Genomic DNA, 17,576 nt, shown 5'->3' on the forward strand with positions numbered 1-17,576 from the left:
ATGAAAAAAGATATCTTTAAAAATAATTCAATTATAAATAAAGGAATACTTAAGATTGATTCATATATGGAAAAAAACAATACTCAAAAAATGAGATTTAATTTTTATGTATTGTGTTTTTTTATTTTGGTAGTGATAAATCCGGTTAATATATTTGTAATAAAAAATGAAATATTAGCTACCGTTAATATATTCTTAGATTTTTGATTTCTTATTTTATTTTCATTAATGGGTTGATTTTCAACAGATTTATACCACTCTTCTCTTGTTATATATGATAAATCTTTGGAGCTTAAAGATTGAAAATGCACGCTTAAGAGAATTATAAAGTATTCATCTATTGGTTATTTAAAAACTATTGTTGTTGTGAATTTTCTAAATTCAATTATTTTTTCAACACAAGTAATATATTTTTTTGAAGAGGAATATAAATTCATAGCTGAAGGTTCAATTGTTATGATTGACCTATTACTTATCCCATCGTTTGTAAAACTTTTTGAAACAATTATTAAAAATAGAGAAATTTTAAGAAATGTTTTAAGACATGCTTTTGTTAGACAATCTGTTACAATGGAAGATCTCTTTGAGAATTATGAATTTTCAAAAAATTTTGTTTTTTTAAATTTCGACAATTATTTTTTAAAAAGTAAGCACAACATATTTTTTATTACAGGAAATAATTATTCTCTAGATGAAAAAGATATGGTAAAAAAATTAAATCATGAGATTGTTGACATATATAAAGAACTATGATATTTTCACGTCAAGATAATTCAAGAATACCATAAATTAAAAACTAAAAAACAAAAAAGAAAATGTTTAAATATTTTATTATATTATTTTATGATTTGGGTAAATTTTTTTGATTTTTAAAATATATCATGTTTTATTTTAAATATTATTCATATATTTAAAATATGAGCATTAAAATTAAAAATTATTCCTAAATAAATTGAAAGATGTTCAAGATTTAGTAATAAAAATAGAGCTTTTAAATATCACTCTTCTACAGAAAGTTTAAAGTGTTGGGTTAAAGAAAATTTTTTTGAATCATTCAGTAGAATATTTAAAGTTATAAAACATTTTTATAATTGTTTCTAAAAATTTATTACAAATTAAAATTTTTCAAGGAAATAAATTATAATTTAAAAGGATTAAAAGTAGAACGGTTATAGATCAACCACTCTACTTAGAGCCGTTTTTCTATAATAAAAATATAATAAGTATTTTTAAATAGAGTTAGATATTTAAAAATTTTACTTTTTTATAAAAAATGACAAAGTTTAATAATTTACAAGAAGGGTGAATATAATCTCTAAAAAACTTATAAAATATGAGAATGGTAAATATAAAAAAAGGAGGCTAACTACGTTTTATTAGAGTTATCTTCCTTTTTTGTATATATTATTTATAAATTATCAATTAATTTAGCTATATTTATTTTGGTATAAGTTTATTGATAGGATATAAGACCTATATACAAAGTAAATACAAAATTTATTGGAAATAAAATACCATTTCTATAGAGAAATGGTATGTGATATATAATTATAAATTAATAATTATCTTTAAAATATTATCGTTTATCATTGTTTAAATAAAAGACCTGTTGTTGGTGCAAATCCAATTGTATATAAAGCTATGGCCCCGATTCATATTCCGTATTGTCTTGCTTTTCCCAAAGATGAAAGCATTCCATCTTTTGCAAAAAATACGATACCTACAACTAATAATAAATATGCTAGTAAGATTGATGCGTGAATAATAATTTTAAATATTAATTCTCCAGCCTCAATTCTAATAAATATAAACATAAAACTAATTAATATTGAAAATCCAAGGATAGCTAATGCACCTATAGTTATTCCATATCCAGCAGATTTGCTGTTAATATCTCCTAATGTTAGTCCAGCATAACCAAATGCTTCATTTACAATTAATGCAAACATTAAAAATATTGTTGCAAGTACTGTTAATAATACACTATGCATTTTACTCATTTTTTATTCCTCCATAAGTATTATTCTACACTATTTAGAATAGAAAAAAGTAATTTTTAAAATAGTTTTTATTCTTTACACTATTAAGTAATAAATTTTTTAAGTATTAATTCTAAATCTAAAAACAAATTATCTATTTTAACTGAGTAACAATTTTCATTAAACCATTCCAATGGAATTTTACGAATATTTAACTCTATAAATTGTTTGATATCAACAACATAAATATTTTCATTTTCATGGAAGTAAATAAAAATAAGTGCAACACCATTGTGTTTTGAAACATTAGTTAATTTTTTAAATTGATGTTTTTTAATATTACTTAGATTAAAATATTCTAGTTCAGTTTCCTTTGCCTCAATTTCTAAATAGGTCCCTTTATAAACACCAATATAATCACAAAAATCATTTTTTAATAATTTTGCTTTAACAAAATTATCAGTGTCAATCGAAATAATTTTATTAGTAACTGAAGTTTTCGCTAACAAATAATTATTATTATCTTTATTATTTTCTATTGAATTATTAATAACACTTTCTAAAAACATGCCTCTATTATTTAAAATCATAAATATTTCTCCCAAATATATAAACACCATTTTTGTATAATTTGTGCATAGAAATAACAAAATAAAAAAAATAAAATAAAATAAACTAAGTGAGATTATGAATATTAGATAAGGCAATTGCTAATAGTAAATATAATTTTATTCAAGAATATATTAAGAAATTGTAGCAATAACTGACTGAAAAATTCTAGGTTTATCATCAAATAAGGGGGTATATTATTAAGATAATAATCATAAATACGCGATATAGCTATACCTGCAAATTAATATAATTATATATCTTGATTTTTCCCCATTTTTTCACCTTAAATATAAAATTATAGGTAATTTTGCTTGTTATTTTAAATATAGTTATTATATAATTAATTTATCATTAAAAATTCAATACATATGAAACTTGTATATATCCTCATATTGGGAGGGTGTTTCTACCTTAGACCTATCTAAGACTATAAGTGTCTTTATTTTTAAAAGACATTAATACACAGTTTTTCTGTATTATTGTCTTTTTTTTGTAAATATATGAAAGGATTTAGCGTGAAAGATAAATTAACAAATAAAAGAACGATTAGAGGAATCGAAAAATACTTTAAGTTTGATAAATTAGAAGCTATCTTTAAAAAAGAACTTATAGCTGGGATATCAACTTTTTTATCAATAATATATATATTGTCAGTTCAACCAAGTTTAATAGTAACTAATCCGATTGGTCACTCATTTTCAGATGGAAAAGATGCTTATTATCTGGGTACATTCTTTGCAACAGTCTTAGTCTCTGCTTTCTTCTCAATTCTTATGGGATTATTTGCAAATGTGCCAATAACTATTATTGCTTCAATGGGTATGACCGGGCTATTTATAAATATTGCCTATACAAGTGCACAACCATTATATTTTGAGGGCGCAATGATGGCAACAATGATTTCATCAATTTTATTTTTTACAATTTCAATAACCCCTTTAAGATCTTATGTTATTAAGGCAATACCAGAAAGTTTAACAAAAGTTTTTGGTATTGGCATAGGATTATTTATTGCCTATGTTGGTTTAAAAAATATGGGATGATTCTCATTAAATAATGGTATGCCTGTTGCTTCATTATCTAAATTTAAGGAAAATTATCTAGGAATAATTTTAGGAATGCTAACATTAATGATAATTTTAGGGTTATATTATAACAATGTTACAGGGGCAGCGGCTATTGGAATAGTTATAATGTTTATTGTTGCTCTAATAATTGCAAATACAATTAGTGAAGATAATTCATCTTTTAATTTAATTGCAAATGCCAACCTTAGAGGTGGAATTCATTGAGATTATAATTATTTATTTGGTATAAAGAATAATATGTCACATGTATTCTCGAGAATGAAAGATAAATCTGTATGAACAAATCCTACATTCTACATCTCAATATTTATTATTACATTAATTAACTTCTTTGATGCAACGGGAACAATGATGGTGTTTAATGATAAATTAAATCGTCAAACAAAGTTTAAAAGAGAAATTTCTAAAAAAGCCTTGATTGTTGATGCTGGCGGGACAATGATGGCACCGCTTTTTGGAACAACACCAATGACAACAGCAGTTGAGTCTTCTGTTGGAATTGAACAAGGCGGAAAAACTGGAGTTGTTTCAATTGTATCTGGTCTTTTAATACTATCTTGTTTAGCAATAGCACCAATTTTTCAAATGATGCCAAAATGTGTAACTTCTGCTTCTTGTGTGTTTGTTGGGATTTTGATGTTAAATGAATCAAAATATGTGGCTTGAGATAAACCTGAAAATCTAATTGCTGGCTTCTTTTCAATTTCATTTATGGTAATGACATTTTCTATATCGAATGGGATATCACTAGCAATTATATTCTATACATTTATAATGATAGTAACAAGAAAATTTAAAGAAATTTCAATAACAATGTATTTATTATCTGCTTTATTTATTCTATACTTTGTAATAACTGCATTTATATAATATTTTAAATTGGGCAATTAGATATAATTATTTTTTGCTAATTATCTAATATACATATTAATATTATAATTAGATATTGGCGTTATTTTCATTTTGAGTAGTAAATACAAACTAAACAAAATAAAAATTTTAGATGTTTTTCTATGTGAGAATAATTATATATTTTGTACCACTTACAAAATAACTATGTATGAAGATTAATAATTACTTTTAGATTTCTTATTGTGGTCACAAGTAAATATTTGTTATTTCAAATGAAAAACTTTTAAAATTTGAAAATACTATTTTAAACAAATAATAATATTACTGAAATAATTAATAATATCATTGAACTCAAAAATAGAACTTTTTGAGTTTTTTTAATTATTGCCTCCTCATTTGTATATATTGGGAAGTATCTTCTACGTTTATCATTGTAATATTTAATAGCTTGTTGATTCCTAAAAAAGCCCATAATTATTGCAACAAGATTTTCTAATAATAAAAAAAATATCAGTGTGTATTTACATGTTTTTTTAAAAATTGTTTTATCAATCAAATATCCAAATAATAATGAAATTAAAAATATTATAGCTGCTAAAGCTATGATAATAAATAAATCATATCAGTGAATTTTACGTATCCGATCATATTTATATGCATCATTTTCATATTCTTCTTTTTTATTTTCGATTCTTCTTTTTGCCTCTTCCTTGGTTTTTTGAATATTCTCTTTATTTTTTTCTCTTAACCGGTTTATTATCTTACTATTTTTCATAAATAAATCCTTTTTTCTCTATTTATTTTACATTAAAAACCTTTTTCATTTAAATAATTGATAAAATTAATAGAGACAATATTCATAAAAATAGGAGGTTATTTAGATGAGTTATAAGTATATAGCGTGTGATCTTGATGGAACAAGTTTACAAACAACTGTGGGTAAATTAACTAAAAAGACGATTGAAAGTGTTCTTGCTTATCAAAAGGAAAGTAATAACAAGTTTTTTATAGCAACAGGTAGAAACTTTATCGTTACTAAGCATTTAGCAGACCAATTAGGGGTTAAATTGCCAATAATAACATTAAATGGGGCGGTAATCTATGATTGTCAAAGTCAGAAGGTTTTATACCAAGATGCAATTGCAAATCAAATAGCAGTTGATATTACAAAGTTTTGTGTAGAAAAAGATTATCACATTGTAGCAAATACATTTGATAAAGTTATTGGAATTGAAACAGGCGAAAGAATAGATTTTTACTTAAATGAATTAAATGATTATCCCGAAATACAAAAAAATAATATTGTTGTTTACAAAAAACAAAGTGATATGTTGAAAGATATTATTGCAAAAAAAATTGATGTAGTTAAATTCACAATATCACTAGCAGAAAATGATATCCAGTCTATAAAAGATGTTGAAGAGATGATCTCAAAGTATGATGTCGCCAATGCGGGAACATATATGATGGGTCGCTATCTTATTGATGTTTTTAGTTCAAAAGCAAACAAAGGAGTTGCTATTAAATATATGGCTAAAAATTATTTAAATACGGACCCAAAGGAAATTATTACACTTGGAGATAATAATAATGATCTTGAATTCATAAGAAACTCTAATTTTGGTATCACACTTAAAAATGGTGTTGATGTATTAAAAAAAATAGCTTTTAAAGTATTGGAAAAAAGTGTTGAAGAAGATGCTGTGGCTTACTTTTTAGATGAACTAGTAAAAAATAAAGGGGAAATTAAATAATAATGGATGATTTAATAATAAAACAGGTTATTTCAGCAATTAATAACCGTCATAAACCAAAAGATGGTAATGGTCCATCTTCACAAGAAATATTAACTAAATATTTAGAATCATATAAACTAATGACAAACAACGATGAAAGAATTGTGGGACTAGATATTTCAAAAATAACATATGAAAATATCTTTAACAAGGATGGCAATATTATATTAAAAGCCATGGTTTTAAGAGCTGATGTTGTATCTGATAAATGAGTCGTGGGAGTCCATGGGTACTCTGCTTCTAAAGAGAGTGTTCTTATGAGTATAAATTATTATCGTAAATTAGGTTATAATATATTTTCTTTTGACTTTAGGAACCACGGTGAATCTGATGATGGGTATATAACTATGGGATTGAATGAAATAAGCGACCTTAAAGCTGCTTTAAATCATTTGAAAGAAAATTATGCCCCTAAAAGTGTTGGCTTGGTAGGATTTAGTATGGGAGCTTTCACATGTAATTATTTTAACCTTTTAGATGAAAACAAGAAATACAATATTGACTGAGTAGTATCAGATTCAACATATTATAACCAAAGAGATGTATTGGCAAGGGTTTTAAAATATATAATTCCTATAGAATTATTTAATGACAAAATTCTTGATTTTACAATAAAATATTATAAAGAAAAACTAAATTATGATATAGAATCAATATCTTTAGAAAAGGCTATTAATAGTTGTAAAAAATCTGCCCCAACACTTTTTATTTGTTCTAAAGCAGATCAAGTTACCTTATATAGTGAAAGCTATCGATTAATGGATGATAGAAAAAAATTTAAGCAAAATGATAAAATTGTAGATTTTGAAACAACTGAACATGTTGCAGCTTCAATTCAAAAAACTGACTTATATTGTAAATCGATAGACGAATTTTTTAGTAAATTATAAGGAGAGATAAATGAAATTCATTGATGTTGATGAAAAACTTTTAAATAGTACAGATATTCATATTTTAAATGAGATTAATAATGATGCAACTTATTTTTGTACAAATAATATTGCTAGTTTATCAACTAAATATGCAGTTTCAAATTCTGCAATCACAAGAGCTTGTAAAAAATTTGGTTTCTCAAATTTAAAAAGTGCACAATTAAAAATTAGTGAAAGGATGGCTGTCAAAAAAGGCTTTTACAAACACGATAAATCAGGAACAACCGAAGCTTTAATAACAAACATTAAATCATCTGTGATGTATACAATTAATGAAACATTTGATGCTGCAGATAATCAAGTATTGGAGAATATTGCGACTTCAATTTTTGCCTCAGACCAAATAATATTATATGGTTTAGAGGAAAACATTTTTGGTGCAAGTGTTTTTGTTGATAAATTAGAGTCATTAAATATTAATATAAAGCTAGTTATTAACTCTTATAATTACCTTAAAAAATCTATATACTTTAGTAACAATTCTCTTTCTATTATAATTCTTAGAGATAAACCTTGAGATGAGGTTTATAACATAATTTCTTGGTCAATTTCTAAGAAAAAAATGAATGTAGTTTTAATAACTCCAGATATTTCTATAACAAGGCGCGAACTGGAGATAAGAAATATAAGTGCTCATAAAATTAGATTTTTAGCATGCAAAAACTCACTAAATAATATTGATGTTCCTATGAAGAATATTTTTGCCTATTCTGGAGATTTAATCCTATTTGAAAGCATATACCAAATAATGGTTCATCTAAAACCAAAGATAACAGAACAATCAAATAAAGTACGAGATCTTTATGAAAAATTGGTTAGTGATGTTAAAAAAGATAATTAGGGGAATATAATGAACAATATTTCAGATATAGACCTTAAGGTAATTTTTGATGCCTTAAATAATAATTGAAGAAAATTTCAATCAAGTCTTGTTCATGGTAATTTTTTGAACACAATCAAAAAAAACCTAGAGATTGAAACAAATTATGATAAAAGAATTACAGGCTATAATATTGATGACATTATCTTTGATAAAATTGTAGACTTGGATTCTAAATTAAGTGTGGATATTTTATATTCACTTTGTGAAAAAAAATCTAAGAATTGAATTGTTGGTATCCATACATTTACAGGATGTAAAGAAAAAATGCTTCACAATTTATTATTTTATAAGAAGTTTGGATTTAATATCTTACTTTTTGATCTAAGAGGCCATAAACTCACAGATAATAATATTTGTACTTTTGGAGTTAAAGAAATAATTGATTTAGAAGTTGTTTTGAAATGGTTGAAATCTAAATTTAAACCAAAACAAGTTGGTATTCATGGAATTGATATCGGCGCTTATATAGCAAATAAATTTATACTTTTAAATAAAAATGATATTTATAATTTGGAATTTGTTATTTCAGATTCTACATATTATTCATACTATAAATTTATAAAAAAATTAATATTTAAAATGGCAAATAATGATATACCAAAGAACCATAAAAAAAATTTTGATTTTGTTACAGATGAATATCTTCGATATTGTAAGGAAAAGCATAATATAAATATATCAGATACATCAATATCTAGAACATTAGAAAATACAAAATCAACAGTACCAACATTATTTTTTTCCTCAGAATATGATGATATTTCATTAATTAGTGAAAGTCACGAATTTATGTTGAATAGAATTAAATTTGAAAAAAATGATCATTTTTATGACCTATGTAATAAAAGCCACGGAATGGGTTTTTATGAGAAAACAGATGAATATATAGATGCTGTCCGTGAATTTTTTAGAATAAATCATTTAATTTAGAAACTGAAAACTATTTAATTAAAGAAAAAACTTACAATTATATTTATGTAATTAGATACTTGTCTTATAAATGTCTTAAAACAATAAAAAATAAATATATTTCTTTTAATATAATCATAATAAATTGCAATAAAATATTAAAAGAAAATAATAAATAACTAAAAAAAGTAAAAAAAATTTTCAAAAAAGCTAAAATCAAGTTTATATTTCGTTATAAGATTAATTTTATTAAAAATTTGTAAGAAAATAGTTATTTAATCTTAAAAAAATGTCATTTTTCTTTAAGTTTGGATTTATTCTATTTAATATTTTTATGTTTAAAATTTAAAAACTTTCACTAATTCTTTTAAATATATAATTAATTAATTTTAATTGATTCTTAAAGGGGGTATAATTATATTGTAAAAGAGGTGAAAGAATGGGAATAGATCGTTTTAAACAATGAGGCGGTTTCAAAACTGGAGAATGAACTGATAAAGTTAATACCAGGGATTTTATCCAAAGAAACTACACGCCTTATATGGGAGATGGCTCATTTATTAAAGGTCCAACAAAGGCAACTGATAAATTGTGAGCTAAATTATTAGAAATGGCTAAAAAAGAGAGAGAAGCTGGCGGTGTTTATGACATCGATACAGATATCGCATCAACAATAATTAGTCATAAGCCGGGTTACATTGATAAGAAACTTGAAAAAATAGTTGGTTTGCAAACTGATAAATTATTCAAGCGTGCATTAATGCCGTTTGGTGGAATTAATATGGCTGTACAAGCAAATGAATCATATGGATTTGTTGTATCCGATCGTGTAAAAAATATTTTTACAAATTATCGTAAAACACATAACCAAGGTGTTTTTGATGCATATACACCAGATATGAGAGCTATTAGACGTTCTCACATAGTAACAGGTTTACCTGATTCTTATGGTCGTGGTAGAATAATTGGAGATTATAGACGTCTTGCGTTATATGGAACTAAGTTCTTAATTGAACAAAAGATCGAAGATTCTAAATTATTTGATGGCGAAATGACTGAAGCAAAAATTCGTCAAAGAGAAGAAATAACAGAACAAATTAACGCTTTAAAACAAATTGAAAAACTTGGAGAAATGCATGGATTTGATTTATCTCGCCCAGCTGAAAACTCTCAAGAGGCAATTCAATGATTATATCTTGGTTATTTAGCTGCTATTAAACAAAATAATGGGGCAGCTGAATCAATTGGAAGAAATGCTGGTTTTATTGATATTTTTATTGAAAGAGATCTAAAAAATGGTGTTATTACCGAAGAACAAGCTCAAGAATTAATAGACCATTTAGTTATGAAATTGAGAATTGTAAAATTTGCAAGAACACCTGCTTATAATCAAATTTTCTCAGGTGACCCTGTTTGAGCAACTGAATCAATTGGTGGAATGGGACTTGATGGAAGAACACTAGTTACTAAAACAGCGTTTAGAATTATAAATACTTTAGCAAATATGGGACCAAGTCCAGAACCAAACCTAACAATATTATGATCAAAAAATTTACCAAACGGATTTAAAGAGTTTTGTGCAGACTTTTCAATCAAATATTCATCAATGCAATATGAAAATGATGATATTATGAGAACAACTCACGGAGATGATTATGCAATTGCGTGTTGTGTTTCACCAATGAAGGTTGGAAAACAAATGCAATTCTTTGGTGCAAGAACAAATTTAGCAAAAACATTACTTTACGCTATTAATGGTGGTATTGATGAAATTTCAAAAGATCAAATTTCACCAAGATTTGAACCAGTTACAACTGGGAATGGCCCATTAAACTTTGATGAAGTATGAACTAAATTCGAAAATATGATGGCATGGGTAGCAGACAAGTATGTAAATACATTAAATGTTATCCACTATATGCACGATAAGTATTATTATGAATCTGCTGAAATGTGTTTTATGGATACAGATTGCCATAGATTCTTTGCAACAGGAATCGCTGGTTTAAGTGTGGTTGCTGATTCACTTTCTGCAATTAAGTATGGAAAAGTTACACCAATTCGTGATGAAAAAGGAATTGTTGTAGATTATAAAGCTGAAGGTGATTATCCAACTTATGGAAACGATGATGACAGAGTTGACTATTTAGCAACAAAAGTTGTTTCAACTTTTATGGATTATATTAGAAAACATGAAACTTACCGTAAAAGTGAACCTACAATGTCTGTATTGACAATTACATCAAATGTTGTTTATGGTAAAAACACTGGTAATACACCGGATGGTCGTAAAGCCGGTGAGGCATTTGCCCCAGGGGCAAATCCAATGCACGGAAGAGACCATTCTGGAGCTGTTGCTTCATTATCTTCCGTTGCAAAAATCCCATTCTGTGATGCTGCAGATGGAATCTCAAATACATTTTCAGTTGTACCCAACGCGTTGGGAAAAGGTGAAGATCTAGTAATTCATGGTGAAATTGAATTATCTACCCCAATACCCGAAGAAGCAAAAGTTGGGAGAAAATGCTAATTTTAGTAAATTAGCATTGTATTAGTGATAAAATTATATAGAGGTTAAACCTCAGGAGGAACAAATTATGACAGATCAAAAAGTAAGTAACTTAGTAAATATGATTGACGGATATATGGGAAAAGGTGGATTCCACATCAACGTTAACGTATTAGACAGAGAAGTTTTAAGAGACGCTCAAGTAAACCCTGAAAAATATCCACAATTAACAATTCGTGTTTCAGGATATGCAGTTAACTTTGTAAAATTAACAAAAGAACAACAAGAAGAAGTAATTTCAAGAACATTCCACGAAGCAATGTAATTAATCACTTGTTATAAAAACAAAAAAGTCTTAAAAACAAAAAAGCAATCAAAGGGAAAGAGATATATGTGTAGCAATAATACTACTATAGGATATTATTCAAGTTATGAGACATTTGGCGCTGTAGATGGCCCAGGAGTTAGATTTGTATTATTCTTACAAGGGTGTTTATTGAAATGCAAATATTGTCACAATCCTGAAACGATTGCTTTTTTGCGTGATAATCCCATAACAGTTGATGAGGTAATTGAACACTATAAGAGAAATATTTCATTCTATAAAGAGGGAGGTATCACTTGTTCTGGCGGTGAACCAACAGCACAAATTGACTTTTTAATTGATTTATTTAGAAAAGCCAAAGAAGAAGGTATTCACACTTGTGTTGATACATGCTTGGGCACATTTAACGGTGAATCTCCTACCCTATTAGAAAAGTGAGATAAATTAATAAAATTAACAGATTTATTTATATGTGATGTTAAACATACAGATAATCAAAAACATATCGACCTTACAACAAGGCCAAATGAAAATATTTTAGAAGGTATTAAATATATTGATTCTAAGGGAACTAAAACCTGAATTAGACATGTTTTAGTACCAGGTTATACAGATGATGATGAGAATCTTAATGCTATAGGTGAATTTATAGCGGGTTTGAAGAATATGGAAAGATTTGAGATTTTACCATATCATAACATGATGATTCCAAAATATGAAAACCTAAAAATGAAATTTTATTTAAAGGATGTAGAACCACCAAGTAAAGAATATGTTCAACAATGTAAAGCAATTATTAACAAAGCATATACTATGAGAAAAGAATTAAAGGAAGGCGCTTAAAATGAGTAAAGTAACTGAATTAATAGAAAAGGCAAGAGTTGCTGTTGAAACATTTTCAACATTTTCTCAAAAGCAAGTTGATAAAATTTTTAAAGCAGCAGCATTAGCTGCAAATGAAAATAGAATTCTCCTTGCAAAAATGGCAGCGGAAGAAACAAAGATGGGAATATTTGAGGACAAGATTCTTAAAAACCACGTAGCAAGTGAATTTATTTATAATAAATTTAAAGATCTACAAACTGTTGGATGTTTCTATAAGGATATTCCAAGTGGGATATCTAAAGTTTATGAACCCATTGGTGTAATTGGTGCTGTTATCCCAACAACAAACCCAACCTCAACAGCAATATTTAAATCATTAATAGCTTTAAAAACAAGAAACGCAATAATCGTTTCGCCCCATCCATCAGCTAAGAATTGTACAAAGGCCGCCGTTGATATTGTTTATCAAGCAGCGATAAAAGCTGGAGCACCAAAAGATATATTAGCTTGTATTGAAGAACCAACATTGACAGATACACAAGAACTTATGACAAACGCAGATACTATTCTAGCAACTGGTGGTCCAGGAATGGTAAAAGCTGCATATTCAAGCGGTAAACCAGCTATTGGAGTTGGTCCAGGAAACGCACCTGCTATAATTGATGAACTTGCAAATATTGATATTGCAACATCTTCAATTATTCAATCTAATGTATTTGACTGTGGGGTAATTTGTGCAACTGAAAACTCTGTTATTGTATTAGAAAAACAATATGATGCTGTAATTAAATTATTTGAAAGTAAAAATACATATATTGTTAGAAAAAAAGAAGAAAAAGAAAAATTCGAAAAAGCAATGTTTAGAAAAGATGCCTATGGTGTTTTAGATGCTAGCCTTGTTGGTAAGAAAGCAACTGATGTTGCTAAATTGGTGGGAATAACAGTTCCCGAAACTACACAATTTATCTTAGTAGAAACACAAAAAACATCTCACGATGAACCATTAGCCCATGAAAAGTTATCAACATATGCCTCAATTTACAAGGCAAAAACATTTGATGAAGCAATTGAAAAAGCACAAGATTTACTACAAATGGGAGCAGGTCATACTGCCAATCTTTGAACTGATCCATCAATTAAACTTGGAAATGAACATGTGGAAATTTTCCAAGAAAAATTAAATGCAGGAAGATTATTAATAAATTCTCCTTCATCACTAGGAGGGGTTGGAGATATTTATAATTTCGCTCTTGATCCTAGTTTAACACTTGGATGTGGAAGTAAGGGTGGAAATTCAATCTCAACTAATGTTGGGCCATTAAATTTATTAAATATTAAAACTGTTGTAGAAAGAAGAGAAAATATGCAATGAGTTAGATTACCTGAAAGAGTTTACCATAAATTTGGTTGTCTTGAGGAAGCTTTACAAGATCTTAAAGAATTAGAAATTAAAAGAGTTTTTGTTGTAACAGATAAAGTTATTAGCGAATTATATGGTGAAAGAGTCTTTAAAGTACTTAGAGATTTAAAAATAGATTTTACAATTTTTGATAGTGTAGAACCAAACCCAATGTTATCAACAACCATGAGAGCTGCAAATGAAGTTAAAAAATATAAACCTGATGCAATTATTGGTTTTGGTGGAGGTAGTTCACTAGATGCTGCAAAATTAATGTGATTAATTTATGAAAATGAAGCTGAAGAAATTGCTTTTAAAGATTTAGCTGTAACGTTTGCAGATATTCGTAAACGTATTGTTAAATACCCAAGAACAGGTAAAAAATGTAAAATGATTTCAATTCCAACAACATCAGGAACAGGTTCTGAAGTAACTCCGTTTGCTGTTATTACCGATGATGCAACACACGTAAAATACCCATTAGCAGATTACTCTTTAACACCAAATATTGCAATAGTTGACCCAAGCTTAACTATGACATTACCAAAACAAGCAACAAATGCACCTGCACTAGATGCTCTAACACACTGTTTAGAAGCTTATACATCTGTTATGTCAACAGAATTTACAGATGGTTATGCTGTTCAAGGAGCAAAAAACATCTTTGAATACCTACCAGAAGCTTACAATAAAGGTACACAATTATCACGTGAAAAAGTGGCAAACGGTGCAACTATGGCAGGTATGGCATTTGCCAACGCATTCCTAGGATTAGTTCACTCAATGAGTCATAAAGTTGGGGGAGAACATGGTGTAATACATGGATGTGCCAATGCAATTTTATTACCATATGTTATTCGTTATAACTCTGCTTGTCTTGTAGAAGGTGGTCAACAAGCTTATTTCTCACAATATACAACTCAAAATACATTAGAGAAGTATGCGCAAATATCAAAAGAATTAGGATTTAAAGGAAAAAGTCAAGAAGAATTAGTTGATTCTCTAATAGATAACGTTATTAAATTAACCAAATCTGTAGGATTGCACGCTAACTTTAAAGATTATGGTGTTGATGAAAAAGCTTTCCTTGCAACATTGGATACTTTATCAGAAGAAGCCTTCGATGATCAATGTACAGGAGCAAACCCTAGATACCCAATGGTAGAAGATATAAAACAAATTTATTTAGATGCCTATTATGGAAAACCTGTTAAAAAATTAGCCGGTTCTAAGAAATAGTTAGTGTTTTAAATTATGTATTCAATAGAAGAAATAAAAAATATTCTCATTACTCAATACAATAATAACAACAAGTTTACAATAATTTTCCCAGAAGGTGAAGAAGATAAAATAGTTTCTATTTCTAGAACTCTTGTAGACCAACAACTTTGTAAAGGTTTAGTTTTTTATCAAAAAAAGGAAAACATTCCCCATGATTGTGGAAAGCGTGAAAATTTGTCGTATGTTATAATTGAAGAGGAAACAGAATTACTAGATAAATTTGCAAATCAATTATTCGAGATGAGAAAGGGTAAAGTTACCCAAGAAGATGCTAAAAAATTGGTATTACTTCCAAACTATTTTGGTGCAATGTATATTTATAATAAAATGGCAGATTGCATGTTGAGTGGATTAAGAACCACAACAGCAGATGTTATTCGCCCAGCCTTACAAATAATCAAAACACGTAGTGATGTTGGTGTTGCTGCTAGTGCAATTATTATGAAATCTGCTTCAAATGAATTTATATTCGCAGACTGTTCTTTAAATCTTGACCCAATAGCAACTGAATTAGTATCAATTGCTAAACTAAACAATGAATTTGCTAAATTCTGCGGTATTGATAAACCGGAAGTAGCATTATTAAGTTACTCAACATTTGGTTCTGGCCAAGGAGCAAGCCCAAAAAAAGTTGAAGAGGCTGTTGAACAACTTAGTAAGGAAAAGGATCTATATTATGGTCCAATTCAATTTGATGCTGCAGTGGATAAAGATGTTAGATTTAAAAAAGCACCAAAATTAAAAGCGCTTAAACAATCCCCAGATGTATTTGTATTTCCAAATCTAGATTCTGGAAATATTGGTTATAAAATATTACAAAGAATGGGTGGTTTTAATGCCTTTGGTCCGTTCATATTAGGTTTAAATCAACCAGTAAATGACCTTAGTCGTGGTTCTACATATGATGATATATACGGAGCTGCTATTATCACTTTATACCAAGCCTATATGGCCCAGATTAGTCAGAAAGGAAAAAAATAAATGATTTTAGTTGTAAACCCTGGAAGTAGTTCAATAAAATTCAAAATATTTAATGTAAAAGACCAAGAAATTGCTCAAGGTTTAGCTGAACGTATTGGAGTGGATGGAGTACTTACAATTAAATATGGTGAAAAAAAGTTTGAGGAAAAATATAACTTTAAAAACCATACATTAGCTGCTAAAGAAATAATAAACAACCTTTTAAATCTAAAAATAATTACTAAATTAGATGATATATTAGGTGTTGGATATAGAATTGTTCATGGTGGAAAAAAATTAGATAGACCAATCTTAATAGATGATAATGTATTAAAGGAAATGAATGCTTGTATTGATTTAGCACCATTACATAATAAAGCTGCGATGGTAACAATTGAAGCATTTAGAAATGTGTTACCAAAAACTAAATTTGTAGGGTGTTTTGACACATCTTTTCACGCGACAATTCCACAAGTAAATCACTTTTATCCGATTAATTGAGAGTATTATGAAAAATATGATGTAAAGAGATATGGTTTTCACGGAATAAGTTTTGAATTTATTACAGAAAAAATGAAGTCAATTTTAAAAAAAGATAATGTTAACCTAATCATTTGTCATATTGGTAATGGTGCTAGTTGTTGTTGTGTGAAAGATAATAAATCTTTTGATACAACAATGGGATTTACTCCATTAGCTGGTCTTATGATGGGAACTCGATCTGGTGATGTAGACCCATCAATAATAAGTTATATGGCAGGTAAAAAAAATACAACTGCTCACGAAATTGTTGATGAGCTTAACAAAAAATCTGGTTTACTAGGTGTTAGTAGTGTAAGTTCTGATTTTAGAGATGTAACCCAATCTTTGGAAAAAGGAGATAAAAAAGCGAAGTTAGCTTTTGATATTTATAAAAAAAGAATATCAGATATTATTGTAAATTATGCTAATCAATTAGATGGAAAAGTTGATGCAGTCATTTTTACTGCAGGTGTTGGTGAAAACTCTTATTTATTAAGAGAAGAAGCAATAAAAAATGTGAAGATAATTGGTCTTGAAATAGATTCAAATGAGAATAAAAAATCATATGATGACTTTACAAAAATATCATCAGCAAAATCTGCTTATCCTATATATGCTGTTAGAACCGATGAGGAACTAATGATTTGTAGTTCAACTAAAAAAATTATAAAATAATAATTTTAATTTATTAATGTATTTTGTCA

At 27.5% G+C, this 17,576-nt stretch carries 15 protein-coding genes and 1 riboswitch; of the genes, 12 read left to right on the top strand and 3 right to left on the bottom strand.

Features of this window, described 5'->3' with window-relative positions:
* A complete protein-coding gene (locus AAHM97_RS01375; protein ID WP_342269164.1) occupies positions 1-873 on the top strand; it encodes a hypothetical protein in 873 nt (290 codons plus the stop codon).
* 710 nt (positions 874-1,583) lie between these two features.
* Here AAHM97_RS01375 and AAHM97_RS01380 read toward each other — a convergent pair.
* Positions 1,584-2,000 (bottom strand): hypothetical protein, encoded by a 417-nt coding sequence (locus tag AAHM97_RS01380; RefSeq protein WP_342269165.1) that lies wholly within the window; start codon positions 1,998-2,000, stop codon positions 1,584-1,586.
* A gap of 83 nt (positions 2,001-2,083) precedes the next feature.
* Positions 2,084-2,569 (bottom strand): Holliday junction resolvase RecU, encoded by a 486-nt coding sequence (locus AAHM97_RS01385; protein WP_342269166.1) that lies wholly within the window; start codon positions 2,567-2,569, stop codon positions 2,084-2,086.
* Between the two features lie 377 nt (positions 2,570-2,946).
* Positions 2,947-3,041: riboswitch (purine riboswitch) on the top strand.
* A gap of 65 nt (positions 3,042-3,106) precedes the next feature.
* Here AAHM97_RS01385 and AAHM97_RS01390 point away from each other — a divergent pair.
* Positions 3,107-4,549 (top strand): NCS2 family permease, encoded by a 1,443-nt coding sequence (locus AAHM97_RS01390; protein WP_342269167.1) that lies wholly within the window; start codon positions 3,107-3,109, stop codon positions 4,547-4,549.
* A 286-nt stretch (positions 4,550-4,835) separates the two neighbouring features.
* Here AAHM97_RS01390 and AAHM97_RS01395 read toward each other — a convergent pair whose 3' ends face one another.
* Entirely contained in the window at positions 4,836-5,306 is a 471-nt protein-coding gene (locus AAHM97_RS01395) for a hypothetical protein (RefSeq protein ID WP_342269168.1), read from the bottom strand.
* A 106-nt stretch (positions 5,307-5,412) separates the two neighbouring features.
* Here AAHM97_RS01395 and AAHM97_RS01400 point away from each other — a divergent pair, with 106 nt between their 5' ends.
* From AAHM97_RS01400 to AAHM97_RS01445, 10 genes are all read left to right on the top strand, one after another.
* Entirely contained in the window at positions 5,413-6,285 is an 873-nt protein-coding gene (locus AAHM97_RS01400) for an HAD-IIB family hydrolase (RefSeq protein ID WP_342269169.1), read from the top strand.
* Positions 6,286-6,287: 2 nt separating this feature from the next.
* On the top strand, positions 6,288-7,217 hold the full coding sequence (locus tag AAHM97_RS01405) for an alpha/beta hydrolase (RefSeq protein ID WP_342269170.1): 930 nt from the start codon (positions 6,288-6,290) through the stop codon (positions 7,215-7,217).
* Between the two features lie 10 nt (positions 7,218-7,227).
* Positions 7,228-8,100, top strand: coding sequence for a hypothetical protein (locus AAHM97_RS01410; RefSeq protein ID WP_342269171.1), 873 nt, complete (start codon positions 7,228-7,230; stop codon positions 8,098-8,100).
* A 9-nt stretch (positions 8,101-8,109) separates the two neighbouring features.
* On the top strand, positions 8,110-9,072 hold the full coding sequence (locus AAHM97_RS01415) for a hypothetical protein (RefSeq protein WP_342269172.1): 963 nt from the start codon (positions 8,110-8,112) through the stop codon (positions 9,070-9,072).
* A gap of 418 nt (positions 9,073-9,490) precedes the next feature.
* Entirely contained in the window at positions 9,491-11,581 is a 2,091-nt protein-coding gene (gene pflB, locus AAHM97_RS01420) for a formate C-acetyltransferase (RefSeq protein ID WP_342269173.1), read from the top strand.
* 67 nt (positions 11,582-11,648) lie between these two features.
* On the top strand, positions 11,649-11,885 hold the full coding sequence (locus AAHM97_RS01425; protein WP_342269174.1) for a glycine radical domain-containing protein: 237 nt from the start codon (positions 11,649-11,651) through the stop codon (positions 11,883-11,885).
* Between the two features lie 66 nt (positions 11,886-11,951).
* Positions 11,952-12,728, top strand: a complete 777-nt coding sequence (pflA, locus tag AAHM97_RS01430; RefSeq protein WP_342269175.1) for a pyruvate formate-lyase-activating protein — start codon at positions 11,952-11,954, stop codon at positions 12,726-12,728.
* A 1-nt stretch (position 12,729) separates the two neighbouring features.
* A complete protein-coding gene (gene adhE / locus AAHM97_RS01435; RefSeq protein WP_342269176.1) occupies positions 12,730-15,348 on the top strand; it encodes a bifunctional acetaldehyde-CoA/alcohol dehydrogenase in 2,619 nt (872 codons plus the stop codon).
* Between the two features lie 15 nt (positions 15,349-15,363).
* Positions 15,364-16,371, top strand: a complete 1,008-nt coding sequence (locus tag AAHM97_RS01440; RefSeq protein ID WP_342269177.1) for a phosphotransacetylase — start codon at positions 15,364-15,366, stop codon at positions 16,369-16,371.
* Complete coding sequence (locus tag AAHM97_RS01445) at positions 16,372-17,547, top strand: acetate kinase (RefSeq protein ID WP_342269178.1); 1,176 nt, start codon at positions 16,372-16,374, stop codon at positions 17,545-17,547.
* Positions 17,548-17,576 lie beyond the last annotated feature (29 nt).

This window comes from Spiroplasma endosymbiont of Aspidapion aeneum (assembly GCF_964031045.1).
Taxonomy (GTDB): Bacteria; Bacillota_I; Bacilli_A; order Mycoplasmatales; family Mycoplasmataceae.